Below are 15633 nucleotides of genomic sequence, written 5' to 3' on the forward strand. Positions count from 1 at the left end.
AATCCCCGGCCCGCCTTGCGGGCCGTTTTCTGTTCTCTCCTGCCGTTTGCCATGGGCTGAACGGCGGCGATTGCGCCGCCAATCGCCGCCATCCACCGTGAAAATCCCCGCTGTTGCCTGCCGGTGAAAATGTGACCGCTCTCATACTCTTACCGATGGTGTCTATACAAGCCACCGGTTCGTGACTTTACTCAAAAGGATGATTTTTCACCCTGCTTCAAGGAGATCGGGACATGATCAAGCTCGGCAGCAAGATTCATGATTTGGGTAAGGCACTGATGACGCCAATCTCGGTGATCGCCGCCGCCGGGATATTCCTCGGGCTGGCAGCAGCACTGCAAAACCCGGCCATTACCGGTAACGCCTTCGCCAACCTGCACTATCCGCAGCTGGTGATTGGCTTTATCCGGGCGGTATCTGGCGCGCTGTTCGCCAACTTGCCGCTGTTCTTCGCCGTCGCCACCGCGATGGGGCTGGCAAACGCCGAGAAGGCCACCGCGGCCTTTGCGGCCGGTATCGGCTTTATCAGCTTGCACGTCGGGGTGAGCTTCTGCCTGAAGGCGCAGGGGCTGACCGCCGCCACCACCAGCGTTGCGCACCTCACCGGGCAGGGGATGCCGGAAACCGAGGCGATGATGTATGCCGCCGAGTTCACCAACACCCTCGGCATCTTCACCTACAACATGAGCGTGCTGGGCGGGGTGATCACGGGCCTGATTGTGATGCTGCTGCATAACCGCTTCTACACCACCGCGCTGCCAACGGCGATCGCCTTCTTCGGCGGCCGCCGCTTTGTGCCGATCGTCACCGTGCTGGTGCTGCCGCTGGTGGGGGTGGTGATGGCGCTGATCTGGCCGGCGGTGGCGCAGGCAATCCTGTGGGTCGGCGAGCTGATCGGCAAGACCGGCGTGATCGGCACCTTTATTTACGCCACCTCCGAGCGGCTGCTGATCCCGACCGGCCTGCACCACATCATTAATGAAACGGTGCGCTTCACCCCAATCGGCGGCATGACCACCGTGGATGGGCAGAGCATCGTGGGCGCGCTGAACATCTTCAACGCCGCGCTCTCCAACCCCGGCACCATGGCTGATGAGGTGACGCGCGAGGCGACGCGCTTCCTGGCGCAGGGCAAGATTCCGGTGATGATGTTCGGCCTGCCAGCGGCGGCGCTGGCGATGTACCACGCCGCCCGCCCGCAGCACAAAGAGCGGGTGAAGGCGCTGATGCTGGCGGGCGGCCTGGCCTCGTTCACCACCGGTATCACCGAGCCGCTGGAGTTCTGCTTTATCTTCGTCTCACCGATCCTCTACATCGTGCACGCGCTGCTGACCGGCCTCTCCTTTATGTTGATGCAGTTGATGCAGGTGATGATCGGTAACGTGCAGGGCGGGGCGATCGACTTCCTGATCTTTGGCGTGCTGGGCGGCGCACGCACCCACTGGTGGTATGCGCTGCTGCTCGGTTTGATCTATGCGCCGCTCTACTACTTTATCTTCCGCTTTATCATCCAGCGGATGAGCGTGGAAACGCCGGGGCGTGAGAGCGAAGGGGAGCTGGGCGAAGTGACCAACTCGCCGCAACCGGCCACCGGCACCACTGCAGCAGTGGGCAAGGCCACTGCCGATGACAAGGCGCAGGTGATCATCTCCGGGCTGGGCGGCGTCGGCAATATCGTACAGGTGGACTGCTGCTTTACCCGCTTGCGGGTGAAGGTCAATGACATGGCGCAGGTAGCGGATGACAAGTTGAAAACCACCGGCGCGCACGGCGTGAAGCGGGTGACGGAGCATGACGTGCACGTCATCTACGGCCCGCAGGTGGAGACGATAGCCAACCAAGTCAAGGTGGCGCTGGGGGCCACCGGCTAGCAGGGAGCGAAAGAAAAGGGCGGCCAGTGGGCCGCCCTTTTTTTGCCGTGCGTCAGGCGCTGACGGGCAGCGGGGAGGGGGTCAGCACGATGGCGCGCCGCTGCTCATCCTGACCAAAGCGCCAGCAGTGCTGGTGGTACTTCGCCACGCTGTTGCGGTGGGCAACGCTCACCAGCGTCATCTCCGGCAGCTTCTCCACCATCAGCGTGTACATCTGCTGCTCGGTCTCATCATCCAGCGCGCTGGTGGCCTCATCCAAAAACAGCAAGTCAGGTTTCACCAGCAGCACGCGGGCGAAGGCCAGCCGCTGCTGCTCGCCGGGCGAGAGGCGGTGGCCCCAGTTGCCAGCCATGTCGAGCATCGGTTGCAGGTGTTTGAGGCGGCAGAGTTCGAGCACCGACAGCAGTTCGCTGTCCGGGTGGCGCGCCGGGTCATCCGGGTAGCTGAGCGCCTCACGCAGGCTACCAATCGGGATGTAGCTGCGCTGCGGCAGGAACAGCGTGCGCTGGCGGCGATCGAGCGCGATGCCGCCCTGACCGTAGGGCCAGACGCCCGCGATGGCGCGCAGCAGGGTCGATTTGCCACAGCCAGAGGGGCCAGCGATCAGCACGCTCTCGCCGGGGTTCAGGGTGGCGCTGGCCGGTGAGAAGAGCGGCTCACCATCCGGCAGCGTCAGTTGCAGCTTGTCCAGCACCAGCGCGTGGCGCGGCGAGTCGCTGTGCGCGATGTGGTTCGGCTGCGCCTCGATCTCCTCGACGGCGGCATTGAAGCCGGCCAGACGGTTGACGCAGGCTTTCCAGGTAGCGAGGTCGTTGAAGGCGTCGATGAACCAGGAGAGCGCCCCCTGCACCTGCCCGAAGGCGGAGGAGATCTGCATCAGCATCCCGAGCTGGATGGCGCCGGAGAAGTAGCGCGGCGCGGCCACCAGAAACGGGAAGATAATGGCGAACTGGCCATAGAAGGTGGAGGCGATGTTCAGCGACTTGGTGACGCGCATGATCGACCACCAGTTGCTGCGGATGGTCTCAAAGCGCCCCTCCAGCTGCTCGCGTTCGCGCGCCTCGCCCTGATAGAGCGCGATGGCGTCGCTGTTCTCGCGGATGCGGATCAGCCCAAAGCGGAAGTTCGCCTCAAAGCGCTCCTGATTGAAGCCGAGGCGAACCAGCGGCTTGCCGATCCAGCCAATCAGCAGCGAGCCGAGCACCGCATAGAGCAGCGCGAACCAGACCATGTAACCGGGGATGGTGATGTCATGGGAGCCGAGCATAAAGCTGATCGGGCCGCTCACCGCCCAGAGGATGGAGACGAAGGAGACCAGCGTCACCACGCTCGACAGCAGCCCGAGCGTCAGCGACAGGGTGCCGCTCGCCAGCACGTTGAGATCTTCGGCGATACGCTGGTCGGGGTTATCGACCGTCTGCTGCCGCTCGGTGTGGTAATAGGCGTGGTGGCGCATCCACTTCGCCATGTACTTTTTGGTCATCCAGCGCCGCCAGTACATCTGTAGTCCCTGCGTCAGGTAGACTTTGTAGATGGAGATGACGATAAAGGCCAGCGCCAGCCAGGTGAAGTGCAGCAGCTGCGTTTTGAATACGGCGTAATTTTTGTTCTGCAAGGCGTCGTAGAACACGCGGTTCCACTCGTTCAGCAGCACGTTGATATAGACCGTGGCGAGCGAGAGCGCCACAATGGTCGCCAGCATCGTCCAGGCGCGCCACTTCTCTTCGGAGCGCCAATAGGGCGCAATCAGGCGCCAGATTTGGCGCCACTGGCTGTATGTTCCCGGTGTATGTGTCATAAAAGCATCCAACTTCCAGCAAAGGGGCCATCATAACCATGGCCAGACAAAAGGCAGAATGAGTGTCAGTGATCCAACTGGCAATTATAGACTTGTAAGGATGTTTTTCGTTCCCCCCGCATGTGGTTGCGGGCCAGCCATGCAACAGAGGATGAGGTGATGAAGGGTTTGCCGACAGGGTGGACTGCCGGTGTGGTGCTGCTGGCCGGACTGTGGCCGGCGCTGGATGCCGCCGCCAGGATTGATGAGCCGGACGTGGAGGCCGACTGCGGCAAGATTGGCCAGTACGCCAACGCCGGGCAGGCGGCCTACCAACAGGGGGACTTTGCCAAGGCGCGTGAGATCTTCCGCGACCAGGTGGCCTGGAGCGAATTCTGCCGCCAGCCGCGCGACGCCACGGTCACCGCCTACAACAATATTGCGCTCTCCTACCTGCGGCAGGGGATGTGGCTGAAGGCGCGCGCCTGGCTGCAACTGGCACCGGATGATGATAAGTCACGCTACAACCTTGGCCTGATGCAGGCACAGCTTGATGCCCTGCCGCCGCCGCGCGGCCCGGCGGGAGAGTACTGGCAGTACGCGGGCTACGGCACCTGGAACACGCTGCTGGTGAAGCCGCAGGGCCAGCGCTACCAGATTGAGTACACCGGCCTCTATATGGGGCCGATGGCGCTCTACTACGGCCCCAATCTGGGCGAGTTCAGCACCGTGACGGCAATTGAGGGCGGCCACGCACTCTACCAGCAGACGGCGGACTCCGATTTCGGCAGCGCCTGCGACATCAGCATGGCGTTCAGCGACCAGCAGGTGACGCTCTCCACCCGCGGCGACTGCGGCTTCGGCCACAACGTGCGCGCGCAGGGGAGCTACTGGCGGGTCACCCCCTGACCCGTTAGATCACTGTGCGATCGCACCGGCCGCCGCTGGCCTTGTGGCGGCCGGGTGTGCTATTCCTATGGCATTACCCAAGATTAAATCCCTTATAAAATAGAGGGATATTGCCGGCCCGCGTCCCGCTTGCCGGTTCCCACCCTCCCCATCCTATACCGGCCGGTCTACCCGCCTGGGGTGGGTTTGTCTTTCTGCAAGGGCCGCCGCGGGCGGTAACACAGGAGTGTGTATGCCTATTTCTCTTCTGGCGCTGGCGATGAGCGCCTTCGCCATCGGCACCACCGAGTTCGTCATCATGGGGCTATTGCCACAGGTGGCGGGCGATTTACAGGTCAGCATCCCGCTGGCCGGCTGGCTGATCAGCGGCTATGCGCTGGGCGTGGCGATTGGCGCGCCAATCATGGCGATCCTCACCGCGCGCCTGCCGCGCAAGCAGACGCTGCTGCTGCTGATGGGCATCTTCATCATCGGCAACCTGCTGTGCGCGCTGGCCTACAGCTACAACTTCCTAATGCTGGCGCGGGTGATCACCGCCCTCTGTCACGGCGCATTCTTCGGCATTGGATCGGTGGTGGCCGCCAATCTGGTGGCACCAAACCGGCGCGCCTCGGCGGTGGCGTTGATGTTCACCGGCCTGACGCTGGCGAACGTGCTGGGCGTGCCACTCGGCACCGCCCTCGGGCAGGCGCTGGGGTGGCGCTCCACCTTCTGGGCGGTGGTGGTGATTGGCGTGGTGTCGCTGCTGGCACTCTACACCAAGCTGCCAGCGGTGAAGGAGGAGCAGCCGACCAACCTGCGCAAGGAGCTGGGCGCGCTGCGCGGGCTGGGCATCTGGCTGTCGCTGCTGATGACCGTCTGCTTCGCGGCGGCGATGTTCGCGCTGTTCACCTACATCGCGCCGGTGCTGACTGACATCACTGGCGTCTCGGAGCATGGCGTGAGCTGGACGCTGCTGCTGATGGGCGTCGGCCTGACGGTGGGTAACGTGCTGGGCGGCCGGCTGGCGGACTGGAAACTGCCGGTCAGCCTGACCGCCACCTTCCTGCTGATCGCGCTGTTCTCGGTGCTGTTCAGCGTCACCAGCCACCATCTGGTCTCGGCGGAGATCACGCTGTTCCTCTGGTCGGCGGCCGCCTTTGCCGCAGTGCCAGCGTTGCAGATTAACGTGGTGACCTACGGCAAGAACGCGCCGAATCTGGTCTCGACGCTGAACATCGCCGCCTTCAACATCGGTAACGCCATCGGGGCCTGGGTGGGCGGCGCGGTGATCGCCAGCGGGCTGGGACTGACCAGCGTGCCGGTGGCGGCGGGCGGTCTGGCGCTGATCGGCTTCCTGCTCTGCCTGTTCACCTTCCGCCGCGCAGCGCGCAAGGCCGCCGCGTGAAAAGTGGGCTAGCGGCGCGCCATCGCCGCCGCCAGCCGGGCCGGGAACTGCGCCGCATGGCGGTGCAGCCAGGTCATGAAGGCATCGACCACCTCTGACGAGGGGCGGTGCAGCGGCCGGATCAGGCTGACGGTAAAGGGCACCGCCACCTCAAACGGGCGGATGCCAATCCCGCCCTGTCCCGCCGCGTAGTCCACCGCCGTCAGCGGGTTGACGATCGAAATGCCTACCCCCTCGCGTACCATCGCGCAGACGGACGCGGCGCTGTGAGTCTCCAGCACCATGCGCCGCGCCACTCCCGCCTCCAGAAACAGCGCATCCAGCAACTGCCGGTAACTGTCGGTGCTGGAGAGGCTAATGAAGTTTTCCCCGGCAAAATCCGCCGGTGCCAGGCTGGCCTTCGCCAGCAACGGGTGCCCGGCTGGCAGCACGCACACCTCATTCTGGGTCATCAGCGTCAGGCGCTCAGTGCCAGCGGGCGTCAGGGTGGTCTCTGTCAGGCCGAGATCGTGGCGCTGGGCGGAGAGCCACTCCTCCAGCAGCGGTGACTCCTGCGGCACCACGCTCAGGCTGACGCCGGGGTGGGCATCGCTGAAGGGCTTGCACACCGCTGGCAGCAGCGACTGGCTGAAGGCTGGCAGGCAGGCGATGGAGAGCTGCGCCTCGCGGAACTGGCGGATGCCCTCGGCGGCGGCGCTGATGCGCTCCAGCCCGTAGTAGGAGCGCTGCACCTCCTCAAACAGCCGCAGCCCCTGCACCGTCGGCACCAGCCGGCCGCGCACGCGGTCAAACAGCGCCAGCTCGACGCTGCGCTCAAAGCGCGCCAGCTCCCGGCTGACGGTAGGTTGCGAGGTGTGCAGCAGCGCGGCGGCCTCGGTCAGGTTGCCGGTGGTCATCACCGCATGGAAGATTTCAATCTGGCGCAGGGAGAGGGCAGGCATCAGCGGCTCCGGTGGGAAAAGCCATATCATAGATGAATAGATACCCGGCAAACAGATATTTTCCCCCCGGCGGCGCGCCCGCTAGGATAGGGCCATCTCAACTTTGATGATGGACTGCCTGACCATGCCTTTTGCCCTGAATGACGCCTCCACCGCCCTGAACGCGGACAACCTGCTGACGCTGCCCGCCCGCTTCGGCTGCCCGGTGTGGGTCTATGACGCCGAGATTATCCGCCAGCGCATTGAGCAACTGCGGCAGTTCGACGTCATCCGTTTCGCGCAGAAAGCCTGCTCCAACACCCATATCCTGCGCCTGATGCGTGGGCAGGGCGTGCGCGTGGATTCGGTGTCGCTCGGTGAGATCGAACGTGCCCTGCACGCTGGCTACCAGCCGGGGCCGGAGGGGGAGATTGTCTTCACCGCCGACGTGCTGGACGAGCCGACGCTGGCGCGCGTCACCGAGCTGTCGATCCCGGTCAACGCCGGTTCCACCGACATGCTGGCGCAGATTGGCGAACGCCGCCCCGGCCACCCGGTCTGGCTGCGCGTCAACCCTGGCTTCGGCCACGGCCATAGCCAGAAGACCAACACCGGCGGCGAGAACAGCAAGCACGGCATCTGGTATGCCGATCTGCCGCAGGCGCTGGCGCTGATCCAGCGCCATGAGCTGAAACTGGTGGGCATCCATATGCACATCGGCTCCGGCGTGGACTACAGCCACCTCGAGCAGGTGTGTGACGCGATGGTGCGGCAGGTGGTGGAGCTGGGGCAGGATATTGAGGCGATCTCCGCTGGCGGCGGCCTCTCCATCCCTTATCAATTCGATGGTGAGCGGATCGATACCGATCACTACTTCGGCCTGTGGGATCGGGCGCGCCGGCAGATCGCCGAGCACCTCGGCCACCCGGTGAAGCTGGAGATTGAGCCGGGCCGCTTCCTGGTGGCGGAGTCGGGCGTATTGCTGGCGCAGGTGCGCGCCGTGAAGGGGATGGGCAGCCGCCACTTCGTGCTGGTGGACGCGGGCTTCAATGACCTGATGCGCCCGGCGATGTATGGCAGCTACCACCACATCTCACTGCTGCCGGCCGATGGCCGTGATGTGCAGGACGAGCCGCTGGTGGCGTCGGTGGTGGCCGGGCCGCTGTGCGAGTCGGGCGACGTCTTTACCCAGCAGGCGGGCGGTGGCGTGGAGACCTGCGACCTGCCGGCGGCGCGGGTGGGTGACTATCTGGTGTTCCATGACACCGGTGCCTATGGTGCTTCCATGTCTTCTAACTACAACAGCCGCCCGCTGCTGCCGGAAGTGCTGTTCGACGGCGGCGAGGCGCGCCTGATCCGTCGCCGCCAGACCATCGAGGAGCTGCTGGCGCTGGAGCTGCTCTAAGCGAACGGCCCCCGCACCACCGAGCCGCGCAGCCGCAGCTGGCCGGTGAAGGGGGCCAGCGCCGTCACCGGCTGGCGGTTCAGCAGCCGCAGCGTCTGGCGGATGGCGGTCTCCATCATCGCGTCAATCGGCAGGTAGACGGTGGAGAGCGCCGGTTGCAGGAAGGCCGCCGCCGGCTGGTCATCAAAGCCAAACAGCGACACCTGCTCCGGCATCGTTCGGCCCGCCTCGCTCAGCGCCCGCATCGCGCCAATCACCATGTCATCATTGCTGCAAAACAGCGCGCTGAAGGGCACGCCGTTGGCCAGCAACTGGCGGCACGCCTCATAGCCACCCGGCACCTTATTGTCCCCCTCTGCCACCCGCGCCTCATGGTAGTCAATGCCGTGGCCAGCCAGCGCCGCGCGGTAGCCCGCCAGCCGCTGCTGGGCGGTGGGTGTGCCCAGCGGCCCGGTGATGCAGGCAATCTCGCGGTGCCCCTGACCAATCAGGTAGGAGACCGCCTCAAACGCCGCCTGCTGCTGCTCGAAGAAGACGCAGCGGTCGCGCGCCTGTGGCACATCTCGGTTGATCACCACCAGCGGCATCGGCAGCGTCTCAAACAGCCGCATGATCTGCGCCTCGGACATGTGGCGGGTGTAGAGCACGATGGCGTCACAGCGCCGGTCTGCCAGCAGCCGCACCGCCTCAATCTCATCCTCTGGCGTGTCGTGCCCATCGGTGACGATCAGGTGCTTGCCGCTGGCCTCCACATCTTTCGCCGCCTGACGCAGCAATTTGCCGAAGTAGGGGCCATCAAAGTTGGAGAGCACCAGACCGATGCTGTTGGAGCTGCGGGTCGCCAGCGACTGGGCCAAAAAGTTGGGCCGGTAGCCTAGCTCCTCCATCGCGCGGAACACCGCGTCACGCGTGCTCTGCTTGACCTGGCCGGTGCCGTTCAGGACGCGGGAGACCGTCGCCTTCGATACGCCGGCGCGCCGTGAGACATCCAACATGGTGATCATCAGTTAACCATCCTCAGGTAACCGGCAAAAAAGCGCCGGAAAATCATCGATACCGCCGCAGTTTAGCATAGCCGTCGCCCGGAACCTGCCTGCCGGATCGCATGGGATCACTGCCCCTTGCGCCGCGATCGTCCCGGCTTACCACACAGGGTGATGTGGTATACCAAATAACAGAATTATGCCCCATTGGAATTCCAATTAGCGCTTCTGTGGGCGTGATCACAGATAAATTGTCACATTCATTTAACTTTGGCATACCAAACGCGATTAAGCCGCACGCGTTTATCGTTGTTCTTCCTCCGGTGCCCGGTGCCGCGCTGCCTTTTAGGCCGGTGCGCCCGTGCGCCATCATCGATAACGAGGTGCGTATGTCATACAAGGACCGGCTGATCGACTCCCTGGGGAGCTTTGCCAATACCTTCAACAGCTATCGCTACATCATGGCCATCAAGGCCGCCTTTATCACGCTGATGCCGGTGATCATCGTCGGGGCCTTCTCGGTGCTGCTCTCCAACATGGTGATGGACCCAAAAAACGGGCTGGCGAGCTTTGAGATCTTCTCCTTCCTGGCGGTGCTGAAGCCAATCATGACCAGCATCAACTATGCCACCCTGAGCTTCATCACCATCGGCGCGGTGTTCCTGATTGGCATCGAGCTGGGCAAGATCAACGGCAACCGCACGCTGTTCCCCGGCCTGCTGGCGGTGATCTGCTTTATCGCCGTCACGCCCACCACGCTGGAGCTGATGGTCAATGACCAGTTGCAGGTGGTGAAGGATGTGCTGGCGAAGCAGTTCTCCGACACCAAGAGCCTGTTCCTCGGCATGTTCATCGCCATCCTCTCCGTGGAGATCTACACCCGGCTGGAGCGCATCAACGGGCTGCGCATCAAGATGCCAGAGAGCGTGCCGCCCAACGTCTCCGCCTCCTTCTCGGCGCTGATCCCGGCCATCATCACCGTGGTGATCATCGCCACCTTCGGCTTTGTCTTCCACCGCGTGACCGGCATCTACCTCTATGACGCTGTCTACCGCGTAATCCAGCAGCCGCTGGAGTCGGTGGTGCAGAGCCTGCCCGGCATCCTGATCCTGATGTTCGTCGCCCAGCTATTCTGGGTGATCGGCATCCACGGCAACCAGATGGTGAAGCCGATCCGCGAGCCGCTGCTGCTCGGGGCGATCACCGTCAACATGACCGCCTTTGAGCAGGGCAAGGAGGTGCCGAACATCATCACCATGCCGTTCTGGGACGTCTACATGAGCATCGGTGGCTCCGGCTGCACCATCGGCCTGCTGCTGGCGGTGATGATCGCCTCGCGCCGCAAGGAGATGAAGGAGATCGGCAAGCTGTCGCTTGGGCCAAGCTTCTTCAACATCAATGAGCCAGTGATCTTCGGGATGCCAATCATGCTCAACCCGATCCTGGCGATCCCCTTCATCATCACCCCGCTGATCACCGGCACCATCGGCTACTTCGCCACCAGCCTCGGCTTTGCTGGCCGCGCGGTGGTGATGGTGCCGTGGACGACGCCGCCGGTGATCAACGCCTGGCTCTCCACCGCCGGATCGATGGGCGCGGTGATCACCCAACTGGTGTGCATCGGCGTGGCGGTGATGATCTACCTGCCGTTCGTCAAGGTGGCCTCGCGCCGGGCGGATGCCGCCCAGCTGGCGGCCGAGACGGCAAACGACCAACTGGCCCGCAACGTATGAGGTACGCATGAGCAAGGTTTCATTGGCACTCCCTGACGGATTCATCCTTGGCGCGGCGGCTTCCGCCTGGCAGACCGAGGGCTGGAGCGGCAAAAAGCCGGGGCAGGACTCCTACCTGGACGCCTGGTATCAACAGGATCGCCACGTCTGGCATCAGGGCTACGGCCCGGCGGTGGCGACGGACTTCATCAACCGCTACCCGGAGGATGTGGCGCTGATGAAGGCCAGCGGGCTGAGCCACTACCGCACCTCGATCAACTGGTCGCGCTTCCTGACCGACTATGAGACGGCGACGGTGGACGAGGAGTACGCCGCCTACCTGCACCGGCTGCTGGATGAGCTGGAGGCGGCGGGCATCGAACCGATGCTTTGCCTTGAGCACTACGAGCTGCCGGCGGCGCTGCTGGAGACGTATGGCGGTTGGGGCAGCAAGCAGGTGGTGGAGCTGTTCGTGCGCTATGCCGAACAGGTGTTTGAGCGCTTCGGCCACCGGGTGCGGCGCTGGTTTACCTTCAACGAGCCGGTGGTGGTGCAGACCCGCGTCTACCTGGATGCGCTGCGCTGGCCCTACGAGCAGAACAGCGCCACCTGGATGCAGTGGAACCACAACAAGGTGCTGGCGACCGCGCGGGTGGTGGAGCTGTTCCGCCGCCGCGGCCAGCCCGGCACCCTTGGCGTGATCCTCAACCCGGAGGTGACCTACCCGCGCTCGACGGCGGCCCACGACGTGCGCGCCGCCGCGCTTTACGATCTCTTCTACAACCGGGTGTTCCTCGATCCGCTGATTCTGGGCGAGTACCCGGCGGAGCTGCTGGCGCTGCTGCGCCAGCATGAGGTGCTGTTTGAGTATGACGAGGCGGAGCTGGCGACCATCCGTGCCAACACCGTCGATGAGGTGGGCATCAACCTCTACTACCCGCACCGCGTCAAGGCGCCGAGCCACGCGTGGCACCCGGAGACGCCGTTCCACCCGGCCTGCTACTACGACCACTTCGAGCTGCCGGGCCGGCGCATGAACCCGTCACGCGGCTGGGAGATCTACCCGCGCATCATCTATGACATGGCGCTGCGGCTGAAAAACGACTACCGCAACATCCCGTGGTTCATTGCCGAAAACGGCATGGGGGTGGAGAACGAGGCGCAGCACCGGGGCGAAAATGGCGAGATTCAGGATGACTACCGCATCCAGTTTATCGCTGAACACCTCTACTGGACGCTGAAGGCGTGCGAGGAGGGGGCCAACTGCCAGGGCTACATGCTGTGGGCCTTCACGGACAACGTCTCGCCGATGAACGCCTTCAAGAACCGCTACGGGCTGATTGAGATCGATCTGGCGCAGCAGCGGGCACGGCGGCGCAAAAAATCTTCTTACTGGTTCGCGGCGCTGAGCGAGTCGCGCACCCTGACCCTCGAGCTGGATGACCAGCCCAAATAGTGGAGCCATTGATGAAACGAATCGTACTCGCCTGCTCGGCAGGCATGTCCACCTCGCTGGTGGTCACCAAAATGGAGCGCGAAGCCGAGGCGCGAGGGCTGGCATTCCACATCTACGCCATCCCGGAGCAGAACCTGCGCGATGAGCTGCAAAGCTACCCCGGCGAGGTGGCGGCAGTGCTACTCGGCCCGCAGGTGCGTTTCAAGCTGGCGGCCAACAAGGCGATCACGGACGCGCACCAGGTGCCGATTGGCGTCATCGACAGCGTGGCCTACGGCACCCTCAACGGCGCAAAAGTGCTCGATCAGGCGCTGGGTTTGATAAACTAGCCGCCTGGGTTCCCGCCGGTCATCCGCGCCGGCGGGCCATTATTGGGACGTGGCAGGGTAACAGCGTGGAAAAAGGCACCATTGCGCAGGAAAAGAAACAGTATCAGGAGATTGGCCGCGACCTGCGTGAGCAGATCCAACAGGGCCACTTTCCGGTAGGCTCGCGGCTGCCGCCGGAGCGCAACATGGCGGAGCAGTATGGCGTCAGCCGCACCATCGTGCGCGAGGCGCTGCTGATGCTGGAGCTGGAGGGCACGGTGGACATCCGCCAAGGCTCGGGCGTTTATGTGATCCGCATCCCCTCCGAAGGGGAGCAGGATGATGACCTGCTCAATGAGATTGGCCCGTTTGAGGTGTTGCAGGCCCGGCAACTGCTGGAGAGCAACATCGCCGCCTTCGCCGCCACCATGGCGACCAAGGCCGACATTGAGAACTTGCGCCGCACCCTCGAGCAGGAGCAGCGGGCGATTGTCGCCAACGACACCAGCGGCGACAACGACAAGCTGTTCCACCTGCTGATCGCCGGGGCGACGCAGAACCAGATGCTGCTGGAGACAGTGAAAAACATCTGGCAGCGGCGCGACAACAGCCCGCTGTGGCAGCAGCTGCACAGCCACATCGCCACCCGTGGCTACCGGCTGAAGTGGCTGGCCGACCATCAGGCGATCCTCGCCGCGCTGCGCCGCCGCGACGTGATGGGCTCCTACCAAGCGATGTGGCAGCACATGGAGAACGTGAAGAACACGCTGATGGAGCTGTCTGACGTGGATGCGCCGGAGTTTGACGGCTACCTGTTTGAGTCGGTGCCGATCTTCCAGGGCAAGCTGGTGTGACCCATGCTGACCTATGATCTGCTGGCCGACTTCCCGGCCCACCAGCCACAGGTGACCGAGTGGCTCTGGCAGGCGTTCGGCAGCGCCGAGAGCCGTCCCTTCTTTGCCGCGCTGGTGCAAAACAGCCTGCGGCGCGATGGCCTGCCCATCACCTTTATTGCCCGTGACGGCGAGCGGCTGGCTGGCACCGTCGGCCTATGGCGCAGCGACCTGCTCAGCCGGCAGGATCTCACCCCGTGGCTGGCGGCGCTCTACGTGGATGCGGACTACCGTGGGCAGGGGCTGGGCGAACGGCTGCAACAGCACGCCATCGCCGCCGCCCGGCAGGCCGGATTCCACGACCTCTACCTCTATGCCAGCTTCCGCGGCTACTACGAACGCCACGGCTGGCAGCCGATTGGCGACGGCATGGAGTACCCGGCCGAGCCGGTGACCATCTACCACCGGGCGCTGGGAGACGATTAGTCGCTGGCCGGGGTCACCACGCCGCGCAGGGCGCTGACTGGCGGGGCCATCACCGAGTGGCGGCGCACTAGTGTCGGGTTGAACATGTGGGTGGTTTCCGGCAGCGGCGTGCCGTTCGCCAGCGCCAGCGCCAGTTCGGCGGCCTGATTGGCCATCGTCACCACCGGGTAGCGGATGGTGGTGAGGCGTGGCCGCAGGTAGCGTGAGATCAGCACATCATCAAAGCCAATCATCGACATCTGCTGCGGCACCTCAATGCTGTTGTCGCTCAATACCGAGAGCGCGCCAGCGGCCATCGGGTCGTTGTAGCAGGTGACGGCGGTGAAGGTCTGGCCGTGGCCGAGCAGGTCGGTCATCGCCCGTTCGCCGCCAATCTCATCCGGCTCACCGTAGGCGATCAGGCGGTCATCCACCGGGATATTGTGCTCCTTCAGGGCGTCCAGATAGCCCTGTAACCGGTCATGGGCGTCGGAAATTTGGTGGTTGGAGCAGATCACCGCGATGCGCTGGTGGCCCGCCTGGATCAGGTGGCGCGTCGCCAGCCAGCCGCCGTGGTGATCATCCAGCGCCACACAGCGCGCCTCAAAGCCCGGCAGAATGCGGTTGATCAGCACCATGCCGGGGATCTGCGCCATCAGCCCGGCCAACTCCTCATCCGGCAGCTTCTTGGCGTGCACCACCAGCGCGCCGCAGCGGTGGCGGATCAGCTGCTCAATCGCCTGCCGCTCCTTCTCAATGGTGTGGTAGCCGTTGCCAATCAGCAAAAAGTTGCCGGTGTTGTAGGCGACCTGCTCCACCGCCTTGACCATCGCGCCAAAGAAGGGATCGGAGACGTCGCTGACCACCAGACCGAGGGACTCGCTGGACTGCTGCGCCAGCGCGCGGGCGTTGGCGTTGGGGTGATACTGCAACTGCTCCATGGCGCTCAGTACGCTCAGGCGCGAGCTTTCGCTGGCTTTCGGGGAGTGGTTGATAACGCGTGATACCGTGGCAACGGAAACGCCCGCCAGCCTGGCAACATCCTTAATCGTGGCCATAGTTATTCCATCATGCAGTGTGAACGTCGAGATCATCCACAGTGGGGTAATCGATTACATCGCCAGTTTTGCGGAAAAGCGCGGCGGCTGCAAGCGAGCCAGATCCCATCCCGGCACTGCAAACGCGACAATAGCCGTTTTATCCCTCAATCCAGCCAAAGGGTGACTTATCACGGCATTTGTCGGGAGAAATGGCAGCGGTTACAGCGTCGGTTCACTGTGCAGGGTCGGGGCCGGGCTGGGCGGCGGCAGGTAGTGGTGGGTGATCACCGCAGCGGCGGCAGCGATGTCCACCGGGCAGCCCGCGCGCGCCAGCGCCGCGCCATAGGCCGCCACGTTGGCCAACACCGTCGGGAAGGCGGCCTGCGCACCGGTGTGGTGGAGCCGCACCAGCTGGCGGGCGATCGGCCCGACGCCAGCGCTGATCTCTGCCCCCAGCCCGGCGGCATCGGTGAGCAGCGCGTCAATGTCCACCCCGCCGGCACCGGGGCGGCGGTCAACAGCGCCGAGGCGTAGGCATCCTCTGGCTGCCAGGGCACGATGCCCAGC

General features: G+C 64.2%; 14 protein-coding genes. 9 read left to right on the forward strand and 5 right to left on the reverse strand.

Annotation, left to right across the window (positions count from 1 at the left end; all coding sequences use genetic code 11):
• Positions 1-233: 233 nt before the first annotated feature.
• The gene (locus tag ACK3SD_RS03275; RefSeq protein ID WP_481126752.1) at positions 234-1871 is read left to right on the forward strand and encodes a PTS transporter subunit EIIC; all 1638 of its coding nucleotides are present in this window, start codon (positions 234-236) and stop codon (positions 1869-1871) included.
• Between the two features lie 52 nt (positions 1872-1923).
• Here ACK3SD_RS03275 and ACK3SD_RS03280 read toward each other — a convergent pair whose 3' ends face one another.
• Complete coding sequence (locus tag ACK3SD_RS03280) at positions 1924-3669, reverse strand: ABC transporter ATP-binding protein/permease (protein ID WP_481126753.1); 1746 nt, start codon at positions 3667-3669, stop codon at positions 1924-1926.
• Positions 3670-3828: 159 nt separating this feature from the next.
• Between ACK3SD_RS03280 and ACK3SD_RS03285 the strand changes: the two genes are divergently transcribed.
• Positions 3829-4557 (forward strand): tetratricopeptide repeat protein, encoded by a 729-nt coding sequence (locus ACK3SD_RS03285; RefSeq protein WP_481126754.1) that lies wholly within the window; start codon positions 3829-3831, stop codon positions 4555-4557.
• A gap of 232 nt (positions 4558-4789) precedes the next feature.
• On the forward strand, positions 4790-5944 hold the full coding sequence (locus ACK3SD_RS03290; RefSeq protein ID WP_481126755.1) for an MFS transporter: 1155 nt from the start codon (positions 4790-4792) through the stop codon (positions 5942-5944).
• An 8-nt stretch (positions 5945-5952) separates the two neighbouring features.
• Here the strand turns inward: ACK3SD_RS03290 and ACK3SD_RS03295 are convergent, their stop codons facing one another.
• A complete protein-coding gene (locus ACK3SD_RS03295; RefSeq protein ID WP_481126756.1) occupies positions 5953-6885 on the reverse strand; it encodes a LysR family transcriptional regulator in 933 nt (310 codons plus the stop codon).
• Positions 6886-7009: 124 nt separating this feature from the next.
• On the opposite strand from ACK3SD_RS03295, the gene lysA reads away from it, so the two are divergent.
• Positions 7010-8269 (forward strand): diaminopimelate decarboxylase, encoded by a 1260-nt coding sequence (lysA, locus tag ACK3SD_RS03300; RefSeq protein ID WP_481126757.1) that lies wholly within the window; start codon positions 7010-7012, stop codon positions 8267-8269.
• Here the strand turns inward: lysA and ACK3SD_RS03305 are convergent.
• Positions 8266-9273 (reverse strand): LacI family DNA-binding transcriptional regulator, encoded by a 1008-nt coding sequence (locus tag ACK3SD_RS03305; RefSeq protein ID WP_481126758.1) that lies wholly within the window; start codon positions 9271-9273, stop codon positions 8266-8268. The genes lysA and ACK3SD_RS03305 overlap by 4 nt on opposite strands.
• 368 nt (positions 9274-9641) lie before the next feature.
• Between ACK3SD_RS03305 and ACK3SD_RS03310 the strand changes: the two genes are divergently transcribed.
• The 5 genes from ACK3SD_RS03310 (at position 9642) to ACK3SD_RS03330 (ending at position 14047) form a co-directional block, all read left to right on the forward strand.
• Entirely contained in the window at positions 9642-10985 is a 1344-nt protein-coding gene (locus tag ACK3SD_RS03310) for a PTS sugar transporter subunit IIC (RefSeq protein WP_137762247.1), read from the forward strand.
• A 7-nt stretch (positions 10986-10992) separates the two neighbouring features.
• Positions 10993-12420 carry a glycoside hydrolase family 1 protein gene (locus tag ACK3SD_RS03315; protein ID WP_481126759.1) on the forward strand — a complete coding sequence of 476 codons (1428 nt, stop codon included), beginning with the start codon at positions 10993-10995 and terminating at the stop codon, positions 12418-12420.
• Positions 12421-12431: 11 nt separating this feature from the next.
• The gene (locus ACK3SD_RS03320; RefSeq protein WP_137762249.1) at positions 12432-12749 is read left to right on the forward strand and encodes a PTS sugar transporter subunit IIB; all 318 of its coding nucleotides are present in this window, start codon (positions 12432-12434) and stop codon (positions 12747-12749) included.
• A gap of 65 nt (positions 12750-12814) precedes the next feature.
• Positions 12815-13582 carry an FCD domain-containing protein gene (locus ACK3SD_RS03325; protein WP_481126760.1) on the forward strand — a complete coding sequence of 256 codons (768 nt, stop codon included), beginning with the start codon at positions 12815-12817 and terminating at the stop codon, positions 13580-13582.
• Positions 13583-13585: 3 nt separating this feature from the next.
• Complete coding sequence (locus tag ACK3SD_RS03330; RefSeq protein ID WP_481126761.1) at positions 13586-14047, forward strand: GNAT family N-acetyltransferase; 462 nt, start codon at positions 13586-13588, stop codon at positions 14045-14047.
• On the opposite strand, the gene galR is transcribed toward ACK3SD_RS03330, so the two are convergent.
• Entirely contained in the window at positions 14044-15084 is a 1041-nt protein-coding gene (gene galR, locus ACK3SD_RS03335) for an HTH-type transcriptional regulator GalR (protein ID WP_481126762.1), read from the reverse strand. The two genes, ACK3SD_RS03330 and galR, sit on opposite strands and share 4 nt — an antisense overlap.
• A gap of 201 nt (positions 15085-15285) precedes the next feature.
• On the reverse strand, positions 15286-15558 hold the full coding sequence (locus tag ACK3SD_RS03340) for a hypothetical protein (RefSeq protein ID WP_481126763.1): 273 nt from the start codon (positions 15556-15558) through the stop codon (positions 15286-15288).
• Positions 15559-15633: the final 75 nt, after the last annotated feature.

The sequence above is a fragment of the Chimaeribacter sp. YP20170169 genome (assembly GCF_056739715.1).

Coding starts and splice junctions, on each gene's coding strand:
- ACK3SD_RS03295 (WP_481126756.1), bottom strand. CDS start 6,885: ATGCCTGCCCTCTCCCTGCGCCAGATTGAAATCTTCCATGCGGTGATG.
- ACK3SD_RS03320 (WP_137762249.1), top strand. CDS start 12,432: ATGAAACGAATCGTACTCGCCTGCTCGGCAGGCATGTCCACCTCGCTG.
- ACK3SD_RS03330 (WP_481126761.1), top strand. CDS start 13,586: ATGCTGACCTATGATCTGCTGGCCGACTTCCCGGCCCACCAGCCACAG.
- ACK3SD_RS03305 (WP_481126758.1), bottom strand. CDS start 9,273: ATGATCACCATGTTGGATGTCTCACGGCGCGCCGGCGTATCGAAGGCG.
- ACK3SD_RS03310 (WP_137762247.1), top strand. CDS start 9,642: ATGTCATACAAGGACCGGCTGATCGACTCCCTGGGGAGCTTTGCCAAT.
- ACK3SD_RS03315 (WP_481126759.1), top strand. CDS start 10,993: ATGAGCAAGGTTTCATTGGCACTCCCTGACGGATTCATCCTTGGCGCG.
- ACK3SD_RS03290 (WP_481126755.1), top strand. CDS start 4,790: ATGCCTATTTCTCTTCTGGCGCTGGCGATGAGCGCCTTCGCCATCGGC.
- lysA (WP_481126757.1), top strand. CDS start 7,010: ATGCCTTTTGCCCTGAATGACGCCTCCACCGCCCTGAACGCGGACAAC.
- ACK3SD_RS03280 (WP_481126753.1), bottom strand. CDS start 3,669: ATGACACATACACCGGGAACATACAGCCAGTGGCGCCAAATCTGGCGC.
- galR (WP_481126762.1), bottom strand. CDS start 15,084: ATGGCCACGATTAAGGATGTTGCCAGGCTGGCGGGCGTTTCCGTTGCC.
- ACK3SD_RS03275 (WP_481126752.1), top strand. CDS start 234: ATGATCAAGCTCGGCAGCAAGATTCATGATTTGGGTAAGGCACTGATG.
- ACK3SD_RS03285 (WP_481126754.1), top strand. CDS start 3,829: ATGAAGGGTTTGCCGACAGGGTGGACTGCCGGTGTGGTGCTGCTGGCC.